This window comes from Paenibacillus sp. FSL W8-0187 (genome assembly GCF_037969755.1).
Classification (GTDB): domain Bacteria; phylum Bacillota; class Bacilli; order Paenibacillales; family Paenibacillaceae; genus Paenibacillus_AQ.
Genome location: NZ_CP150206.1, coordinates 3,760,895 through 3,780,803, shown reverse-complemented (window position 1 = coordinate 3,780,803; position 19,909 = coordinate 3,760,895). Strand labels below are relative to the sequence as shown.

General features: G+C 43.9%; 19 protein-coding genes and 1 pseudogene. 19 read left to right on the top strand and 1 reads right to left on the bottom strand.

The features are described from left to right. Nucleotides 1-799 precede the first annotated feature (799 nt). Nucleotides 800-1,168 (top strand): VOC family protein, encoded by a 369-nt coding sequence (locus MKY48_RS16925; protein WP_339264818.1) that lies wholly within the window; start codon nucleotides 800-802, stop codon nucleotides 1,166-1,168. Nucleotides 1,169-1,465: 297 nt separating this feature from the next. Here the strand turns inward: MKY48_RS16925 and MKY48_RS16920 are convergent, their stop codons facing one another. Beyond that, nucleotides 1,466-2,017, bottom strand: coding sequence for a TetR/AcrR family transcriptional regulator (locus MKY48_RS16920; RefSeq protein ID WP_339289956.1), 552 nt, complete (start codon nucleotides 2,015-2,017; stop codon nucleotides 1,466-1,468). 148 nt (nucleotides 2,018-2,165) lie between these two features. Here MKY48_RS16920 and MKY48_RS16915 point away from each other — a divergent pair, with 148 nt between their 5' ends. The 18 genes and pseudogenes from MKY48_RS16915 to MKY48_RS16830 all read left to right on the top strand — a co-directional run bounded on the left by MKY48_RS16915 (nucleotide 2,166) and on the right by MKY48_RS16830 (nucleotide 19,764). Continuing rightward, nucleotides 2,166-3,089 carry a 2-dehydropantoate 2-reductase N-terminal domain-containing protein gene (locus tag MKY48_RS16915; RefSeq protein ID WP_339289954.1) on the top strand — a complete coding sequence of 308 codons (924 nt, stop codon included), beginning with the start codon at nucleotides 2,166-2,168 and terminating at the stop codon, nucleotides 3,087-3,089. 397 nt (nucleotides 3,090-3,486) lie between these two features. Continuing rightward, nucleotides 3,487-4,044, top strand: coding sequence for an HIT family protein (locus MKY48_RS16910; RefSeq protein WP_339289952.1), 558 nt, complete (start codon nucleotides 3,487-3,489; stop codon nucleotides 4,042-4,044). A 294-nt stretch (nucleotides 4,045-4,338) separates the two neighbouring features. After that, complete coding sequence (locus MKY48_RS16905; RefSeq protein ID WP_339289950.1) at nucleotides 4,339-4,557, top strand: hypothetical protein; 219 nt, start codon at nucleotides 4,339-4,341, stop codon at nucleotides 4,555-4,557. 488 nt (nucleotides 4,558-5,045) lie between these two features. Then, nucleotides 5,046-5,492, top strand: a complete 447-nt coding sequence (locus MKY48_RS16900) for a LytTR family DNA-binding domain-containing protein (RefSeq protein WP_339289948.1) — start codon at nucleotides 5,046-5,048, stop codon at nucleotides 5,490-5,492. Between the two features lie 13 nt (nucleotides 5,493-5,505). Beyond that, nucleotides 5,506-5,934, top strand: coding sequence for a DUF3021 family protein (locus MKY48_RS16895; protein ID WP_339289946.1), 429 nt, complete (start codon nucleotides 5,506-5,508; stop codon nucleotides 5,932-5,934). A gap of 179 nt (nucleotides 5,935-6,113) precedes the next feature. Beyond that, nucleotides 6,114-7,418, top strand: coding sequence for a dienelactone hydrolase family protein (locus MKY48_RS16890; protein ID WP_339289944.1), 1,305 nt, complete (start codon nucleotides 6,114-6,116; stop codon nucleotides 7,416-7,418). Between the two features lie 480 nt (nucleotides 7,419-7,898). After that, on the top strand, nucleotides 7,899-9,371 hold the full coding sequence (locus MKY48_RS16885; RefSeq protein WP_339264805.1) for a serine hydrolase domain-containing protein: 1,473 nt from the start codon (nucleotides 7,899-7,901) through the stop codon (nucleotides 9,369-9,371). A 236-nt stretch (nucleotides 9,372-9,607) separates the two neighbouring features. Next, complete coding sequence (locus MKY48_RS16880; RefSeq protein WP_339264803.1) at nucleotides 9,608-10,198, top strand: GNAT family protein; 591 nt, start codon at nucleotides 9,608-9,610, stop codon at nucleotides 10,196-10,198. A 219-nt stretch (nucleotides 10,199-10,417) separates the two neighbouring features. Beyond that, nucleotides 10,418-10,909 (top strand): NUDIX domain-containing protein, encoded by a 492-nt coding sequence (locus MKY48_RS16875; RefSeq protein WP_339264801.1) that lies wholly within the window; start codon nucleotides 10,418-10,420, stop codon nucleotides 10,907-10,909. A 364-nt stretch (nucleotides 10,910-11,273) separates the two neighbouring features. Next, nucleotides 11,274-11,741, top strand: a pseudogene (locus MKY48_RS16870) (transposase); the annotation flags it as partial. Between the two features lie 620 nt (nucleotides 11,742-12,361). Continuing rightward, nucleotides 12,362-13,279, top strand: coding sequence for a GntR family transcriptional regulator YhfZ (yhfZ, locus tag MKY48_RS16865; protein WP_339264799.1), 918 nt, complete (start codon nucleotides 12,362-12,364; stop codon nucleotides 13,277-13,279). A gap of 18 nt (nucleotides 13,280-13,297) precedes the next feature. Further along, nucleotides 13,298-13,642 (top strand): PRD domain-containing protein, encoded by a 345-nt coding sequence (locus MKY48_RS16860; RefSeq protein WP_339264797.1) that lies wholly within the window; start codon nucleotides 13,298-13,300, stop codon nucleotides 13,640-13,642. Between the two features lie 27 nt (nucleotides 13,643-13,669). Next, entirely contained in the window at nucleotides 13,670-14,026 is a 357-nt protein-coding gene (locus MKY48_RS16855) for a DUF2620 domain-containing protein (protein WP_339289941.1), read from the top strand. 31 nt (nucleotides 14,027-14,057) lie between these two features. Beyond that, on the top strand, nucleotides 14,058-15,353 hold the full coding sequence (locus MKY48_RS16850; RefSeq protein ID WP_215162919.1) for a YhfT family protein: 1,296 nt from the start codon (nucleotides 14,058-14,060) through the stop codon (nucleotides 15,351-15,353). Nucleotides 15,354-15,365: 12 nt separating this feature from the next. Next, nucleotides 15,366-16,298 carry a phosphotriesterase gene (locus MKY48_RS16845; RefSeq protein ID WP_339289939.1) on the top strand — a complete coding sequence of 311 codons (933 nt, stop codon included), beginning with the start codon at nucleotides 15,366-15,368 and terminating at the stop codon, nucleotides 16,296-16,298. Continuing rightward, a complete protein-coding gene (locus tag MKY48_RS16840; protein WP_339264791.1) occupies nucleotides 16,295-17,401 on the top strand; it encodes an aminotransferase class V-fold PLP-dependent enzyme in 1,107 nt (368 codons plus the stop codon). Before MKY48_RS16845 ends, MKY48_RS16840 begins: the two co-directional genes overlap by 4 nt. 4 nt (nucleotides 17,402-17,405) lie before the next feature. Then, nucleotides 17,406-18,569, top strand: a complete 1,164-nt coding sequence (locus MKY48_RS16835) for a YhfX family PLP-dependent enzyme (protein WP_339264789.1) — start codon at nucleotides 17,406-17,408, stop codon at nucleotides 18,567-18,569. Nucleotide 18,570: 1 nt separating this feature from the next. After that, nucleotides 18,571-19,764 carry a phosphopentomutase gene (locus MKY48_RS16830; RefSeq protein ID WP_339264787.1) on the top strand — a complete coding sequence of 398 codons (1,194 nt, stop codon included), beginning with the start codon at nucleotides 18,571-18,573 and terminating at the stop codon, nucleotides 19,762-19,764. Nucleotides 19,765-19,909 lie beyond the last annotated feature (145 nt).

The following is a 19,909-nucleotide window of genomic DNA, read 5'->3' as shown; positions in this document are numbered from 1 at the left end:
CGATGGAGTTTTTCGTTTTCGTTCCACCTGTAATAGTTGCAGAAGAGAGTTTTATGTCATTGAGGGGACTCAAGCTTACGACCGTGTGAAACGAAATTTCAAAGGAATGCATTACTGCGAAGATTGCAAAAACAGGATCGAACTTGAAGCCCGACTGCAGTTAGGAAGACGACTGTTGACCGGTAGAGATTAGGTTTCAAGACAGAAGGGGCCATCCTGAAAAGGATGGCCTGTCGAGGGACAAGAACATATTCCCATTGAGAGCCGCAATTTTAGCGGTTTTTTTGTTTTATCGGTACAATTTCTTGTACCGATTGCCGGAATGGACAAGAACATAAGCCGAGGATTACCGATTAGATATCTATTTAATAAAATAACACCTCCATCTTTCTCACCAGAAACTTAATTTTATCTTCTAACTCATCTATGGGACTACTGACATACAGTTGGCAGTAGGGGGCTTGTATAATCAAGACATCCAAAGTGAGAGTGAGGTTATTTACATGACTCTATAATGAAACGAATGGATCGCCGATGCTTATTTCGAGGCGATGGCGAATAACCTACGAGCGAGTTATGAGTAGAGAGCTCTGGCTTTTGAGACAAAAGCTCTAGACACGAATCGTACGTTATAGTCATGCCGTATAGTTACAAAGAGCTTCCATTGACATGTGCATTGTATTGGCGGTTTCCTTGAAAAGATCCCTGGAGAAGTATCCAAATCTATCTGTGATTGTTTTTTACTCAAGTCAGTATTACAACATAACAACCCCATATAACAAAGGAGGACATTAACATTATGTCAGCAATTGGACCCGACTTCATTTCACTTCAAGTGAGTAATCTTGAAAGCTCTGCAGAATTCTATCAAAACTATCTTGGACTGGTTCGCTCACAGGCAGGGCCACCTCATGCTGTAGTCTTTGAAACAAAGCCTATTGCATTTGCTCTTCGTGACCTGTTGCCTGAAACGGAACTCGGTTCAGGTAATCAGCCTGGACTTGGTGTCGCTCTGTGGCTTCATGCCCCCAATACGCAAGAAATCCACGACAAGCTTATTGCAGCAGGCGTAAAGATTACATCCTCACCAATAGATGGACCATTCGGACGAACTTTTACATTTGCCGACCCAGACGGTTACCTAGTTACCCTTCACAGTAAAGCCTAAACCAATAGTATATCTAGCTTAACAATAGTGATAACTTCTTCTGTCACAGTGAGCCAAATCTTATTACAACATTAAGACCTTATTCCTAAAAGTTGTATTCTCCCCATACGGTAGACAGGCGAAATAATAAATCCTGTTACTGTGAGGGGAGTTTTTTCATATTGACGAATTGTCAAGCTATCAGCAACACTTCTTCCTGGTTATGCTATTTTGTTTTATCAACAGGTTCACGAACATATGCGTCTTCAATGCTATCTTATTGTTTTACAACATATGGATTTGGTTTGAATGACAGACTCATTCTTTAAAATAGGGCGTAATCCCTCTTGAATATAGGTTCTCCACTAACTTGAAAAATTCTTCTGAAGATAAATCCTTTTGACGCTGGAGCCAAAGACGAAATAAAGAAAGGGAAGTTGTCAGGTAAAACTCAATGAAGTATGGCGTTAAGGATTGGTTTTGCGGAACGTTTAATTCTAATTGATCCAAAGTGATTTCTTTTTTTAAGCGTTTTAAAAAACGGGCACTTCCATAATCGCCCAAAAGGGCACTAAGAACCAGGAGATGTTCTCTTTTGTCCAGACAATAGAGCGTATCTTGAACCGTATGCATCGATAGCTCTTTATTCGCCAATTCGTTTTTCATGTCATTTAATAAGTCATTTTCAACAGAGTCTAACAATTCGTAAATGTCAGTAAAGTATTGATAAAAGGTGCTGCGGTTATATCCTGACTTATTCGCAATTTCCTGAACCGAAATTTGCTCAATCGGCTTTTGGCTATATAACTCACAAAAAACTTCTACAAACTTTTGTCTTGTTTTCTCCGTTATTTGGGGTTGCTTTTTCATGTTTCCCTCCTACTAGCGAATAAGAATATCATCCGACAAATAATAAAAAACTGATGGTTGATCAAGGAATAATAAAGATTTATGATCACATCATACAACATGTTGTCTGATAATCAAAAGGAAAAGTTAATAAGTAGGGGTGGTTTTAATGTCAGCAAAACAAGATAGAATTTTAATTTTTGGTGCAGGTGTCATCGGGAGCATGTACGCAATTAAACTTATTGAAGCAGGGTTTGACGTTACCCTGTTTGCACATTCTAATAGATTTAAATCATTAAGAGAAAATGGCCTGCAATATAAAGAAAAAGGTACAGTTAGATCGATACAAGTGAATGTCATTGATACGCTTGAAAATGACGATGTATACGATTTTATTTTCGTTACCGTTCGTTATGATCGGTCCGAATCAGCGTTGTTAGCACTAAAAGATAATCAAAGCAAAAATATAGTTACGATGACTAGTAATTCAATTGGATTTTCTTCGTGGCTGGATATCGTAGGGGATAGACTTTTACCGGCTTTTCCCGGCTTCGGCGGACAGATTAAAGATGGGGTATTGCATCCTCGATTTCTACCAAAGATTATAGCGGCAACGGCATTTGGAGAAATTAATGGTGTAGTGACAGAACGCATAGAAAACCTCGCAAAATTATTTAAAACAGCAAAGCTTCCCTACGTTATTAAAAAGGATATGCAAGCGTATCTAATCACACATTCCGTATCAGACATTGCTATGTTGAGCGTTTTGCATTCTGCAAATAAGATAATTGACAAAAAAACAGCCAGAACCAGAAAGACGGCACGCAAAATAACAGTCACTTTAAAAGCGTATCTAAGGGCAATACATAAAGCTGGCGTTTCAATTGATCCACCCATGCTTAAAATGGTGCTTAAATTTCCAAACTTATTTTTGGATCTTTTCTTTATGACATGGCTAGGAACTAAAATGGTTAGCGATATGATGTTGCCGGATTATGCGAATAATGCTAACAATGAGATTATGCAGCTGAGTAATGATTTAATGAAATTTTTAAGTCAAAATGATATCAAATCGGAAATACATGTTCAGTAATTTTTTTGTTAAAATATTATGGTAGTTCATATGAAAATCGAAATATTATTTATATGGAGATAATCAAAGATCTTTTCCGACTCCATTAGAAGCTATTTATCATGAAACGGAAGATAAGGAAAGAAGTATTTTCCAGTTCGAAAGCAACTCTAATATTTGGTAGTATTTATATTGAAGTATACGTTGTAATTAGCAGCCCTAATATAAGTGGTAAACTTGCTGTCGGGGGACAAAAACATAGTCCCATTGAAAGTCGCTATTTTAGCGGCTTTTTTGTTTTATCGGGACCGTAAAGAACAAGAACATGGTCCAATTACCGATTAGACAAGTATCTAATTATGTTTCCATGCAATTTCATTAAGCTAACGGGCAGAATAACGCAACGAACAGAGGTTGCATGCGTCTATATTCTCAATTGGAAAAATATGAAGGGATTGAACAAGAAAAAATGAAAACATATTCTCATAAGCCTGAAGGATACGAATGCCCATTTTGCCGTGTTAATATGGGAACTAAACAGAGAGATATCATTTACCAGAATGAATATGTAACGGCATTTATAGCGAGCAAATGGTGGCCAAACAATAAAGGACATGTTCTTGTTGTTCCTAATCAACATTTCGAGAACATTTTCGAACTCCCTGCGGATTATGCTGTTGAAATTCACCGTGCGGCTCAGCTTACCGCGTTTGCAATGAAAAGTACATATAGATGTGATGGGATTTCTACGCGGCAACATAATGAGCCTGCTGGCAATCAAGACGTGTGGCATTATCATCTCCATGTTTATCCTAGATATGTGAATGATCAACTTTATCTGACAAAGGGTTCTCAGACCGATCCAGATGAACGCGCTTACTATGCTGATAAGTTGCGTTCTTGGATAAAGGAAAACATAAAGGGTCTAGAGAGAGCGAATGATAACCCTGGTAGAGATGAACCTGAAAGTACGTGAACGTTGTGAAAAATATGGTTCTCTCATCAAGCACATCACTAACGGGAAATGATAACGAAACAGACACGTAAGCAGCCGGACGACACAATCGGCGGTCTTTAAATTTCAACTATGTGAAGAATAAGCTGCAAAAATAATTCAACAATCTGGATAGGGTCTTTCTTTTATCAAAAATTACGTATCTGGTACGAGAGTGCAGTACTTCAACGAGTCTTTAATCTGTGATTTGCTGGAGGGATAGTGCTATCGTTCATCTTGTAATTCATTTAGTATGACGTAATCTGAGGGGGACATATGAAAAGAGGAAATATTATTTTCCTGAATGGAGTATCAAGTTCGGGGAAGACAACACTAGCCAAACAATTACTTAAACGGCTACCTGAGTATTACCATTACAGTATCGACGATTTTGATGTTGTTATTGAACGAATGGAAGACAGGGACAACGATCGGCTCATTGTCCAACAACAGAGCTTGAACGTCGAGAAAAAGAAAGAGGGGACCGCAGGATAGGATTATCTAGATCACATTTGGACTTTGTACATAAAATTAGATATATTAGTACCATAATTCAAACTTAATTCCATCAAATGAAACATGAGTGCTGTTTTTCCAATACTTACATCAGGTAATAGGAGAAGAGGATTTCATGCAAACCATTTTGGATACGCACTTACACATCACAGAGCCATGTTTTCTTGTAGTAGAGAATCAAGGATTCGATCAAAACTATCGGATTGATTCGTTGCTAGCGTTATCAAACAAGAAAGCAGTCGATCAACATGATCAAATACCTTTGTTCAACTAACCGGCAGGATAGTTCGAATATCAATCGCTGCGTAATGCGGCTGAAAGAGGGATTTTGCCACTATTTTGGCATAGGTTATTTCAGCGAAGAGATGGGGGAAAAATGGGGAATAATCAAGAGTGAATTTCTTTTAACAACTAACGAAAGACCGAACGTTATAAACGTTAACAAGTTTTAATTCGAATTTTCGAGGGTGATTTTCATCAAAATTTTCATCGAAGTAATAGACAATACAGAAGAAGAGGAGATCCGCATCAGGTGTCACCAAGTAAACGAAGAAATACATAAGCTCGTTAATAAAATAAAAACCGAAACACTCATTATACTTGGTTATCATGAGGATAAGATCAGCCGCATTAAAATTAGTGATATTTATTATTTTGAAGCTGTTGACGGAAAAGTGTTTGCGTATTGTAAGAATAACGTTCATGAAGTCAAACAAAAGCTTTATGAACTGGAGGAACTTTGCAAAGAGAAACATTGTTTTCGCGCTTCCAAATCCACCATTCTAAATATAGCCAAAATTTCCAGTATTCATCCGTCGATTAGCGGCCGTTTTCAAGCATTATTGGATAACGGGGAGAAGGTAGTCATATCACGGCAGTATGTGCCAATGCTTAAACACATACTTGGATTATAAAAGGGGGACCTATATGAAGTATTCCGAGCTCATTAAAGAAATGATTAGAGATTTCTTAATTATATTCGCCTCCATCATTATAATCATCACTATTTTGCGGCAAATTTATGCTCCTGATGCAAGTTTCGAATTAAATACGATTTTTACAATTATGCCTTTCTCTTTTCTGGGTGCTTTGACCGGAATCATTTTATATACGCCGCATGCGATTAGCGAGAATAAAATGCGCCTTCGCGTGATTTTACATTTCTTTTTTCTGGAAACTCTATTAATTTCTCTGGCTGTCTTATTGAATCTCGTATACGGCACTTTCGACATACTATTATTGGCTTTGGAAATTGCCGTAGTTTACGCTATCGTTCGCCTGCTGACGTATAAGAATGACAAAAAGGAAGCTCAAAAGATCAATGAAAGACTAAAAACATTTAAAAACGAGGTTTAGTAGATATACACAAACCGCTTCTAAATAAAGTCTTATTCGCAGCGTAAGTACAATACTTTGCGTTGTTTTTTTACAACCTATTGGCTCTCAGCTACAGCTTATCGTTTATGCGTATACACCTGCTCTTCCATTTATTATGATCAACTCATAAAAAGTTGGAGGAGGAGCAGAGAAGTCTTATGGAGATTTTAATACTTGTTGTTACGTTGGTCTTCGAGCTGGCAATTGCCGTTTATTCCATTGTAACCAAGCAAAGCCGCAGCAAGATAAAGAGTTGGACGAGAATCACAATGTTTATAGTATTCATGATGCTGAGCTTGGGTAAAGTTGTCGTATGGGAGTACACTTGGGGACTGTTTGCAGGCTTGCTCTTTATATTAGCGTTCAAGGAAATGGTTGCGCTCCTGCGCAAACAAACACACCCCCCGCGTTACAAAGCTTTCTCTACGGTATGGAAATTCCTTTTGTTAGCACTGACCGTAGTCATTACCCTTGTTCCTGTTTTACTTTTTCCACAGCATAGGCTGCCGCAAGTGACAGGTCCGTATGCAGTGGCGACCGCCACTTACAGCTACAAGGACAAGAATCGTATCGAAGAGTTTACGGATCTAGATGACAATCGGTTTGTTAACATGGAATTTTGGTATCCTGAACAGGCAGACGGAACCTATCCTTTGCTTGTGTTCTCCCATGGAGCATTCGGTATTAAAACAAGCAATACTTCTACCTTTACAGAACTTGCGAGCCACGGTTATGTCGTCGTTTCGATTGACCATCCCTATCATTCTTTTTATACCGTTTCCGAGGATGGAAAGGTCGTGACGATTAACTCCGAGTACATGCAAGAATTCAACAACGCAAATAAAGGGGTTTATTCGGTTGGTGAGTTTTTCGAGCTTACTCAAAAATGGATGAAATTGCGAACGGATGATATGGATTTTGTCATGGATACGATTCTGGAACAAGCCGAGCAAAAAAAAGATTCTGTATATGAACGCATCGATACACAGAAAATAGGCGTGTTCGGTCATTCTATGGGGGGTGCCGCAAGCATAGCACTGAGCAGAGAACGCGATGACATTGACGCCGTAGTAAATATAGATGCTCCGTTCTTTAGCGAGCTTGTGTATGATAAAGTTACAAATGAATTAAAAGCAAAATCCGAAGCTTATACCATCCCGCTTCTTAACGTTTATTCGGATGATGTGTGGATACAGCTCAACAGCAGTTCTTCGTATATTGCGAATAGAATTTCAAACAAAAATTTCAAAGGTGCATACAATGTTCATTTTAAAGGCGCAAAACATTTAAGTTTAACCGATCTGCCTTTATTCTCGCCTATATTGGCAAACCTGTTGCAAGAAGGCCAAGAAGCAGATATCGATAAATATTATGCGATTGAAACTCAAAATGAACTTATCCTTCGTTTCTTTGACTATGCTCTAAAGAATCAAGGTCAGTTTGCTCCAAAAGCGACGTATTGAGTATCTGTTCTATAAGTTAGTAAGAAGAATCTGTAATTTGAACCGTATTGATGTAAGGGGGGGATATGGAGAAATTTTCAATGAAGTTAAGAATGAGTGTGAAGAAATGATAACAGAACTGTCGGTGGACAAGAACATGGTCCCTTTGAAAGTCGCTATTAGCGGCTTTTTTTGTTTTATCGGTACAAGTTCTTGTCCCGAGCTAAGGACAAGAACTTGTACCGATTGCCGATTAGATAAGCATTTAATTACATTTAACTGCTCTAGCTTATTAAGCTAACGGGCAGATTTCTTTAATGGAAGGGGTAAATCTGATTATAATTATTTTCTCGCTATATGCACTTCTATACCTGTGATATTGTGAAACTAAGCTTAAAATTGGTCTTGGGCTGCTTAGCTCGTACGCACTAAACAAGACATGGAAATTGCCAAGCTGAAACCGCAGTTGCAGATTATACACAAGAGCAAAGGGGAGAGTAAATGAGAACCAGTAATGCTTTACGCACAGTGGCAAAATTAAACGATTACATGGATGCACTAGCGAATCGGGGGTATTTCAACGGGGCAGTCTTGGTAGCCGAAGGGAATAAGATATTGCTGCGAAAGGGATATGGCATGGCGAATTTTGAGCACGACGTACCCAACACCCCACAAACCAAGTTTCGTATCGGTTCTCTTACAAAAGGGTTTACCGCTATGGCGGTGTTGCAGTTGCAAGAGCAGGGAAAGCTTCGCATTGATGATCCTATCCAAATTTACATACCAGATTATCCGAATGGCGACATCATTACGATCCACCATTTATTGACGAACACTTCAGGAATACCTGATTATCCAAGTTTCCCAAATTATTGGAAAGAAACGATGAGGCTGTATGCTACTATAGAACAAACCATTGGTTCGTTTAAGGATAAACCACTTCAGTTTCCCCCAGGAGAAGGATTCAGTTACACCAGTTCGTCTTATATTTTGCTTGGTTTCATTATCGAGAAGACATCGGGGATATCTTACGAACGATATATATCTGAACACATCTGCAAGCCATTAAATTTAGTGAATACAGGATGTGAAGACGGAAGAACACTCCTGAAACAATTTGCGTCAGGGTACTCCATATGCAAAGGAATCATTCCAACCGAGTATGTCGACATGTGCCTACATGTGGGAGCAGGTGTGATGTACTCAACGATCGATGATCTTTATCTTTGGGATCGGGCGTTATATAGGGATGATTTGATTGGAAAACATGTGCGTGATCAATTATTCGGGAGTATGACCTCACCTGTCGGGAGCTATGGCTGGGTTGTAACGGAGCAATCCATTAATAATAAGCCAAGAAAGCGTGTCTGGCATAACGGAACGATGAATGGGTTTTATGTGGAGTTTAATCGTTATACCGCTGAGGAAATCGCTATTATCGTGCTGAGCAATATCAACCTCACGCCCATAGACATTATAAGTCAATGTTTAGCCAAGATCGTGATGGGAGAAGACGTTGCCCAGCCCGGAGCTATACAGCCGTTAGATATAGCCCCAAATACACTTGAAAAGTATGCGGGAATATACAGTACTGCGGAAGGAAATATAGATTCATTGCAAGCAGATCAATTGACCGAGGCTTTAGATCAACTGACTATTATCAATACGCCACGGTTTGCAGTCGGGTTGTTTTACGACACATTCTACCGTTTCGGCATTGACCCCAGATCCACCGTAGTCGTGACCTTTGAGGATAACAGACTCTATCTGTTCATGCAAAAAAATAAAGGGGCATGGTTTAAATACGAGCTAATTCCGGTTTCTCAACAAACGAATACACTAAAATGTGCTACCGCGCACATTGACGAACAACTTGAATTTCACACAGACCCCGATGGATATTTGCGATTCATACATTTCGATCCAGCTGGAAATCGAATCGATGCTGTAAAATTAACTGCTGAGATTAGTTAATGGCCGACTCTTTAGTTTATTAAGCTAACGGGAAACGTTAGTTCAATAGAAGACAAGAGAAGCCAGCCGTTTACGCGATCGGCTGCTTTTGTTCAACTAACGGTCAGGATAGTTGAATAACAGGACGTTCTGGGATAATCATGATCTTGCCTGATAGAGGTGAATTGACAAGTCCAACATATGGCGCAATAGAAAAGGATGTATTTTACATTTATATCAAATATGGGGAATGAATTATGACAATCATTGAATCAAGTTATTTTTGGCAAGGTACTAAAATTAGACTAAGGGCAACTCAAAGAAGTGATTGGGAACAATGGAAATTGGAAAGCACCGATAGTGAAGCAATTCGGCTAATGGAATGGGGTATCGAACTTCCTAAGAATGATATAGACGTTGCCGAAGTGTCGGATAAGTATGATAATTTCAAAGACAATTATAGAAAGATGTTTGCTATCGAAACGCTATCAAATAATCAGTTAGTTGGACTCATTAACTTAAATTCATTAGACCACAAAAATGGAGTGTTTAGTTTTGGCTTGGGAGTGCACAGAGGTTATAGGAACAATGGATACGCATCAGAAGCAACAAGAATTATTATGCGATATGGCTTCTATGAATTACGGATGCAAAAATGCAATTCCAGCTGTGTTGAAATAAACGAAGCATCACTTAAATTCCATAAAAATCTCGGATTCATTGAAGAAGGACGAAGAAGACGAATTATTTATATGGGTGGGAAATTTTATGATAATATTTTGTTGGGGATAACAAGAGAAGAATTTGATGAAATAGAAAGTAAGTATAGCAAGATTAAACACCAATAAAAGAGAAGTTCTATCCAAAGAAAGTCGCTAATTTAGCGGCTTTTTTGTTTTATCGGTACAAGTTCTTGTCCCGAGTCGAGGACAAGAACATGAGCCGATTACCGATTAGATAAGTATCTAACTATGTTACCATGCAATTTCATTAAGCTAACGGACAGGAAAGTTCAAGATGGCAGAGGAATAAATATACAATTGTTATTTTCATAAGGAGGTCGTAATATGCCATTTCCAACGCATATAGTAGCCACTGGTGGATTTGTAGAAGATGGGCATGGAAATATACTTTTAGTAAAAACTCGTGACGGTGGTTGGGTTTACCCTGGTGGACAAGTGGAAGTTGGAGAAAATCTGATAGATGGTTTGATCCGTGAAATCAAAGAGGAAAGCGGAATTGATGTATCTGTTGGCAGTTTAGTTGGTGTCTATTCGAATACAGGGATACAGAAATGGTATGACGGCGTGACTGATGTTCCTACACAAGTTGGATTTGATTTCGTATGTCAGCCTATTGGTGGGAAATTATTATCTTTCTCTGAAGAAACAACCGACAGCCGTTGGGTAGCGAAGGATAGAGTTCTCGATTTGATTACACAGCCAAGTGTTCGATTTCGCTATCAGGCTTATTTGGAGTTTAACGGAGCCGTAAACTATGCGGACTACGTAAATAAGCCCGAGTTTACAATCAAACATCAAACATGTATTTCGAAGTAGATTGGTGCTAAGCTAACGGGCAGAATACCGTAAAGAACAGAAGTTGCCTGCGTCTAATAGCTGGTTGGAGAAATATGAAAGGAGTTGAATGTAAAAAATGACAGCATCATTTTCACATAAGCCCGAAGGATACGAATGTCCGTTTTGTCGTGTTTAGGGTATCGAGCGACCTCCAGATGGGCTTTTTTAGGCAGTGACCTCGTGCGCAACCCCATCGTACCGAGGCGCTCGTTTTTATTCAAACCCCAAATTATTCGTATTACAGGGTTTCTAACGGGACACGTTAGTTGAATAAAGCTTAATATTGAGCAGGCTACAGCAGCTTGCTCATTCTATTAAGCTAACGGGCAGGATTGCGTGGCTCAAGGGCGAATAGATTATCCCGCTGAATCCACGAAATGAAAAGGAACCGCCCGCGGGGATCACCAGCAAAGGCACACCCCGTTGTTCGATGGGCTTTCTCATGACGTATTGGGGGCAGGAGAAGGCACATTTGAAATTCCGTTGTCCGCATGCGACAGGTCAAGTGGATTGCCCTTTAGGCATGGCCGCTTGTTCATCCTCCAATTATGGAATGGTCGTCAAAATCAACAGTCAAACGGATCTCAGGCGCTATGCACTACCTCATCGAGAAAGCCGAGGCTGGAAGGAACTTTACAATAAACGAACCAGTGTGGAACGCTGTAATTCTCGAATGAAGACCTATTTAACCGCAGACCAACTCCATGTTTTCGGGATTCACAAAGTGACGACCCACCAATATTTGAATGCCATTGTGTTACTTGCCTCTGCACTTGCCATCGCGAAGCAACGCGTTCAAAACGCTGCTTAAAATTTAAGCCTCACCGAAATTCTGCCCGTCTGTCCATTTATAACCCAAATCTCAAAAACGGAGCTTTGGATGCGGCCAGACTTTGACTTCGAATCGAAAATTGAATTATGCAAAATGCTCGTGTAAGTGAATCCTGTTGTTCTATCACCATTGTATTGTAATATGAGACCTTTCCGGTGTCGTTCGATCAATTTCTTATACACTCCGATTGGGGTGCTCCCTGTAGCCAACCCAAACCCTATTCGGGTTGGGCTGCAGGTTGTCGGCAATGATCCCTGCGCTTGTTTAGTTGAACGTTTCATCATTGCTCGCTTTAATAATATGAACCATGAAATTAATCCCCGAATTGTTATATATTATAATAATTTATAAAACTTTCCGAAAATAGAAGATTCCAATTAATTCAAATAGATGAGTTGTATTGGCCCTTTCTATCAAATATATTCTTCTATTCCCAAATGGGAACGCATTAACCAAAGGAATATCAACCACCTCCTGAATCTGATGTGAAATAAGTTGACGTATAATAGAAAAAAGTATTGAAGTCAATGAAACACGATGTTATGATTTGTTCAATACAAAATACAGAATATTGTATATTGAGGGGGTGAAACGGTAACTTGATTCAAGGATTGAACTCCAAAAGCAGCGTTGTTTTAAAAAAATTGGCGGAAGAGCTTCTCTTTATTGAACTGGATTCCCGTATTCCAAGAGTAGAAGAGTTGTCGAGCAGATACGGCGTTGGCCGTGGGACGATTCAAAATGTTTTGAAAAAAATGGAGGAGAGCCAATGCATTGCGCTTGTGTCCAGAGGACACCTCGGCACCTTTCTCCGTAACAAAAACATGGACCTGTTGCTTCAATGCTGCGGGGTGAGCAGCATTATTGGTGTTATGCCACTTCCCTATTCCCGTAAGTACGAGGGATTGGCTACGGCGATGCACGCCAGCTTCGAAAACATCGGCATCCCACTGCACTGTGCGTTTATGCGCGGAGCGACCATTCGTCTGGACAATGTCATTGATGGCCGATATGATTTCGCGCTCGTGTCCAAATATGCCGCCATGTCTGCGATCCGCAAATCCGATGATCTCGTCATTGTGAAGGAATTCGGAGGCGCTTCATACGTTTCCCGCCATGCGGTTGTTTTTGCAGAGGAGTCAAGCGGGATTCAAGATGGGATGAAAGTCGGAATCGACAGTTACTCCATCGACCAACAAGTGTTGACGAATCTGGAAGTAAAGGACAAGAACGTCGAATTTATCAACCTGAACTACATGCACTTGCTGGAGCATCTAAAAGCCAAGTCGATTGACGCTATGGTATGGAATGTGGATGAAATCGACAACGGTTCGTTCTTTTTATCCGAGCTCTCCTCCAAAGAAGCGTTGGAAATGGACAAGGAAATGAGTCAGGCAGTGTGCGTCATCAACAAAAACAATACGAAAATGGAGTTTATGTTTAATCAGATATCAACTGATCATGTCATACAAATTCAGAAACAGGTGGAGCTTGGCATGCTCATTCCTAAATACTGAAAGGGAGCGTGGAGAAGCGTGAGTGCTTTGCGAGAACGACTTGATATTTTATTTTCAACCAACACCATCACACCCAGCGCCATGAAGCTGTGTGAGGCTACGATTGAAAGATTCGTACAACAAGACAACGAGAAGAAATACAAAAAGCTGGTGACTCATTTGGGTATGGCGATCACACGGATCGAGCGGGAAGAGGAACTGAACGCTCCGCCGGACGAGATCATGCAGGAAATCAGACGTTCTCCGCATTTTCCCCAAGCCGTTGAGAATGTGAAATGGATTGAATCCCAGATGGATGACGAGCTTCCGGATGAGGAAAGAGAGTACCTGATCATGCACTTTGTAAACGCTTCAGAAATTTAAAAACTTACGGAAAAGAGGAGAAGATTCATGAAAATTGTGATTGGCGGGCAAGTGGAAAAGAAAGAAATCGAAGCTTTGGTCAAACAGCATGGCGGATCCAACGTCGAGGTAACCGTGAAATCCGATCTGGAAGCGGCAATGGCTCTGAAAATGGGACAAGCCGATTATTATGTGGGTGCTTGTTATACGGGCGGAGGCGGTGCTTTGGCCATGGCAATTGCGTTGGTAGGCAAGTCAAATTGCGCCACGATTTCCATGCCGGGGCAGCCGCCGACGCAAGAAAAGGTGGATCATGCCGTCGCTCAAGGCGCGAAAGCATTCGGTTTTACCGGCGACCATAAAGAGAAGGCAGTAGAATTTCTGATGAAAGCACTTACTAAGTAAGCGTTACGTCTAACGATTAGGGGGACATCTTATGCTGGAAGCTTTGTTGTTAATCGGGCTGGGCATCGTGACTGCAATCATGGCCAATCTGGGGATCGCTGTGTTTAATGATGGACTTAGACCTATCGTCCCTGAAAATCTCGAAGGGCGGATGAGTCGGAAGGAGCTGGGCGTGACCGCTTTTGCCATGAGCTTTGGGCTCGTGATCGGTTACGGGATCCCCATTTCAATATCAGGCAGCATTTTGCTTATCCATAGCATACTACTCGGGACTGATATCATCGGGTTGTCTTTTAAACGCGGGAAACTGAGCACGGCCGCTGCCGGAGCGCTAGGCGGCGTATATGGGGCAGGTATTTATTTCGGGCTTCAGGCAGTTGTGAAAGCGTTTGAAATGCTTCCGCTTAATTTTATTGACGGATTTAACAAAATCGGCGAGCCCGTCGTTGTATCCTTTATGGTATTCCCTGCTCTGGCCATCGCGCTCCAATTCTCGATCAAAAAAGGCGTCGTCGCATTCCTGGTGGCGGCTTTGGCCAGACAGCTGGTTGTTTTCAGCAATACAAAGCAGCTTATTCAAATTGACGGCACACCGGTTGTTTTGAGTCCGGAAGGAATCGCGTTGATCGTGGGCATGGCGTTTCTAATCGCGTTTGCAATGAAGGAAAAATCCGAGGATCAGAGCCTCTCAACGTTAGCCTCCATGTTTACAGATCGTGTGACGCGCATTAAAAAGTTTTCGTGGATTGTCATGATCAGCGGTGGTTTGGCCGCGGCTGCCACGAACCTCCTGCTGATTGCCGGCGATCCGATCTCGCTTAGCCTGCTGGCGGACGGGAAATTGACGGAAGGCGGGATTGCCTCCTTGGCGAAAGCCATCGGGTTTGTACCGCTTATCGCCAGTACGGCAATTGCTACCGGCGTATTCGGCCCGGTCGGGTTTACGTTCGTGTTCGGAGTGGGAATATTTTCTCCGAATCCGCTCGTGGCTGCGCTGCTCGGCGCCCTGGTCATCTTCTTGGAAATTCAGCTGTTGTCCAAAATGGCCAAATTTTTGGATCGGTACCCGGGTATCCGCGCCTCTGGTGAAAGTATCCGGACTGCGATGACACGAGTCCTTGAGGTCGCGCTTCTGATCGGCGGAGCGAATGCAGCCAATGCTATCGTGCCGGGACTCGGCTATTTTGGGATTGCCGGCTTTTATTTGTTGAACGAGGCGGCGGGACGACCGATCGTCCGCATGGCTGTAGGTCCTGTGGGAGCTATCGCCGTCGGTATCCTTGGGAACATACTGGTTCTGCTTGGATTATATACACCACCACAGTAAGGAGAGAGAGAGATGTACATCCAGACCGTACTTGGACCCATACGACCGGAGGAGCTTGGCGTTTGCGCCTGTCACGAGCATCTATACGTGGATTTGAGCCGCATTAAGAAGAACGAGGATACATGCCTGCAGGACACGGGGCTTGTGTTGGATGATTTGCAAAGCTTTTATTCATATGGCGGCCGTGCTATCGTCGAGGTCACCAACGACGGAATGGGGCGAAATGCGCAAAAGCTTGCCGAGATTAGTAAAGTCTCAAATATCCATATTGTTGCAAGCACGGGATGCTATAAAGATCCTTTTATTCCTGAGGATAAGCTGCACTGGAACCGGGATCAATTCGCCGAATGGATGATTCGGGAAATTGGGTCGGGCATTGCGGATACGAGTATCAAGCCCGGGGTCATCGGCGAGATCGGCAGCAGCCTGAACGAATTCAAACCGGTCGAGACAGAGCTGTTTCACGGAGCCGTCGCAGCGGCCAAGGAAACCGGCCTACCGTTATCCACGCATACAACGCTAGGAACCTGCGCGCTGGAACAGATCGAGCTTTTTATCGGAGAGGGGATGCCACTGGATCAGGTTATTATCGGTCACCAGGATCTTAACGAGCAGGATGATGTGGTACTGGATGTGCTGAAGGCGGGCGCGTTTGTGGCGATGGATACGATCGGCAAGGAAAACTACCGCAGCGACAACGCTCGCTTGGAATCCTTATTGAAGTTTATCGAGCAGGGATACGAGGACCAGCTGCTGTTGTCTACCGATCTGACCCGAAAATCACATTTGCGCGCGCTTGGCGGGCAGGGCTATGACGTGGTGTTAAGGTCGTTCGTACCTGCTTTGCGCGGCCGGGGAATCACGGATGCAGTGATCAACAAACTGCTGGTGACCAATCCGCAGCGGGCATTCAGCATTCGAAAGGCGGGTGACATGCCGGCATGAGATATGAACAATCGGTACTGAAAAACCGAACAATGGAGCAAGCGCAGCAGCTGCAGTTTACGTTAATTGATGAAATTACGAAAGAGTTTGCGAACAATGAGTTTTTCCAAATCGGCGATGTGGGGCTGCATCCGGAGTTCCATAGACCGCTCGTTACTGCCCGCGTCGAAAAGGTGCTGGCCAGATCGTTTGGCGGGGAGCATTGCGCGCTGGTGCGTGGAAGCGGAACAGGAGCGATTCGGGGAATATTGAGCGTGATGGTCAACCCGGGGGATTCGGTTATCGTTCACACGGCTCCGATGTATACCACAACCAAGGAAACCTTCCGGTTAATGGGTCTGCGGCAGTCCCATACCGATTTCAATGACATGGATGCCGTAGCGGAGCTACTCGAGAGCGACCGGAATTCCAAGGTGTTTTACGTGCAGCACGCGCGGCAGCAGCCGACCGATACGTACCGGCTCCAAGACCTGATCGCGTCCGTTAAGCAGAAACGTCCCGATCTGCCGATTGTGGTTGATGATAATTACTGCGCGATGAAAATGCAGGGAATCGGTTCAGAATATGGGGCGGACTATTCTACATTCTCCGGATTTAAGCTGATGGGCCCCCAAGGGATTGGCGTGATTATCGGCAAACGGGAAGGGATCGAAAAGCTGCATGAACGCAACTACTCCGGCGGAGGCCAAGTGCAGGGATACGAAGCGCATGAGCTGCTGCGCAGCATGGTGTTTGCCCCCGTCATGCTGGCGATTCAAAACGAGCAGGTGGAGAAGCTGTGCCAGCGACTGGCAGCCGGAGAGGTCGCAGGCATCCAGGAAGCATATATCACGAATTCGCAGTCGAAGAACGTCATCGTTGAGTTGGAGCAGCCGATTGCATCGGCGGTTATCGAGCGTGCATCCTATTACGGCGCGGCCACTTATCCGGTAGGGGCGGAATCCCGCTTTGAGCTGGTACCGATGATATATCGGGTATCGGGAAGCTTTCTGGAAAGCGAGCCCAAGCTCAAGGATTATGGTCTTCGCATCAACCCGATGAAAGCATCGGCAGATACGGTTATCCGCATCTTAGAAAATGTTATGCAGGAATTTAGGGGGTAACTGCATGTTTGTAGATATGACTTTACAACGGAATGAGGGGTTGATCCGTGCGGCGGCGATCCTTCACCAGAGGGGGGAGATACCGGCCAATACGTATGTGATCGATGCGGATGGGCTCATGCATAATGCCCGCGTTCTGTCCGAAACGGCGGATCAGCATGATATGAAGCTCTATTACATGACTAAACAAATTGGACGCGGAGGTTACGCCGGAAAACTGATCGAACAAAACGGAATCAGGCAAGCGGTGGCAGTGGACATCGATGAGGCTTATACCCTGTCCGAAGCCGGGTGCCGTATCGGGAATATTGGGCATATTGTACAGCCAAGCAAAAGCCAATGGGGGGATGTGCTCCGCCAGATCAAACCCGAAGTAGTAACCTTGTTCTCTTTGGAACGGGCGGCCCAATTGTCGGAGGCCGCTGTGGCGCTTGGACGGGTACAAGATGTCATACTAAGAGTCATCCGGCCCGGAGACGCCATATTTCCCGGACAATTCGGCGGATTTTTGCTGCATGATCTTGAGGGGCTGCTGCCCGGGATGATGAAGCTGCGGGGAATCCGTATTGTAGGGGCGACCAGCTTTCCCGTGCTGCAGATCAACGCGGAGAACACGGATTTTGCATTTACGCCAAATTTGGAGACGCTGCTGGCCGCGGTGGAGAAACTTCGGTCGCACGGCATTAAAGTAGAGCAAGTGAATGCGCCAAGTGCGACTACCTGTTATACCATTCCGCTGCTGAAACGCCACGGCGTTACGCATGGCGAGCCGGGCCATGCGCTGACAGGCACGACTCCGCTCCATGCTTATAATGATCAGCTTGTTGAAATTCCGAGCATCGTTTATGTATCGGAGATTTCCCACATGGACGATGAGTACGCGTATACGATTGCCGGCGGATTTTATCCGCGGTCGCATATGCAAAAGGCGCTTTACGGTTCGACACCGCTCGATATTACAACCCAGAAGGCGAAGGTCAGCCAGTATTCCGCAGAAAATATCGATTACTACGGATGTTTGGATCGGGAGCAGCCGATGAAGGTCGGCGATACCGTGATTTATGCGTTCCGTACGCAGATTTTTGTAACCAGAGCTCATATCGCTTATGTAAGAGGGGTAAACAGCCTCAGACCGGAAATGGTTCATTTCCAGAAAAGAGGGATGTAATATGGGAAAACTCACCTTGCTTGTACTTGATGGATTCGGTATTGGCGCTATGGAGGATTGCCTGACACTTAAGCCCGAGGATGTGGATGCCCATACGTATAATCATATTCGGGAAACAGTGCCGCTTCAGATTCCGGTCCTGTACCGATTAGGGCTTGGCAAGCTGGTGGACGGTGTAGGTGAGCCCCTTGGGGCATATGGCCGCAGCAATCTGGCACATTACGGGGCCGATACCTTCATGGGGCATCAGGAGCTGATGGGAAGCAAGCCCGGTATGCCGGCCCAACGCCTAATGTCAGAGATCGGGCCAATGCTCAGGTCTGCTCTTGAGGCAGCCGGATATCGAGTGGAAATCCCAGTTACGGGCGCAACGGTTCTGCTTGTGGAAGGCGCCGTCGTTGTAGGCGACAACCTGGAATCGCAGCTCGGCAACATCATCAATGTCGTCGGAGATTTGAATAAACTGCCTTTTGATGAAGTCGTGAGGATCGGAAAAGTCGTCCGCGCTCATGTGGATACAAGCCGGGTGATCGTATTCGGCAATACAAAGACGGATATCGATACAATTTTATCGGTCGTCATGGAAAAACACCCGGGCCAATGGGGAGTGGACGCACCAAAGGCCAACGTTTACGGCGAAGGCTACCAAGTGGTGCATCTCGGCTATGGGGTCGAATTCGAGAAACAATTCGCTTATATGGCGGAAAGAAGCGGGCTGCCTGTATATCGCATTGGAAAAACGGCGGATGTCATTCAGGCGGGCGGGTTCAATGATCCAGTTGTAGAGACGAAAGATGTCCTGGCAACCTACCGCCGGAAGTATCTGGAGGCTGAACAAAATGCCATATTCCTGGTGAACGTCCAGGAGACCGATCTTGCCGGCCACAAGGAGGACTGCCTCTGGTATAAGGAAGTGCTCGAAGTTTCGGACCGGTTCCTGGATAGCTTCATACCTGAGATGGGAGATGCAGATATGCTCATCATCACGGCCGATCACGGCAATGATCCGACCATCGGTCACTCCAATCATACGCGGGAGCAGACACCGATACTGATCGTCGGCAAGCAAATTAATCCGGTATTCATCGGCGAACGAAGCACGATGGCGGATATTGCAGCCACGATGGCGGAATATGCCGGCATCGGAGCTCCCGAGTACGGAACCAGCTTCTTGTCGTTGATCCTAAAACGCTAAGCTTCGCTCTGATTTGATTTTCTAAGAAACATGAAATACGACTGGAAAGAAAAACAACCGGTAAACTCGTTTCCGGCTATAAGGTTGCCATGAAAGGACCCTACGATGGTTGCGGGGTCCTTTCTGACATCGCAACGATGCGATG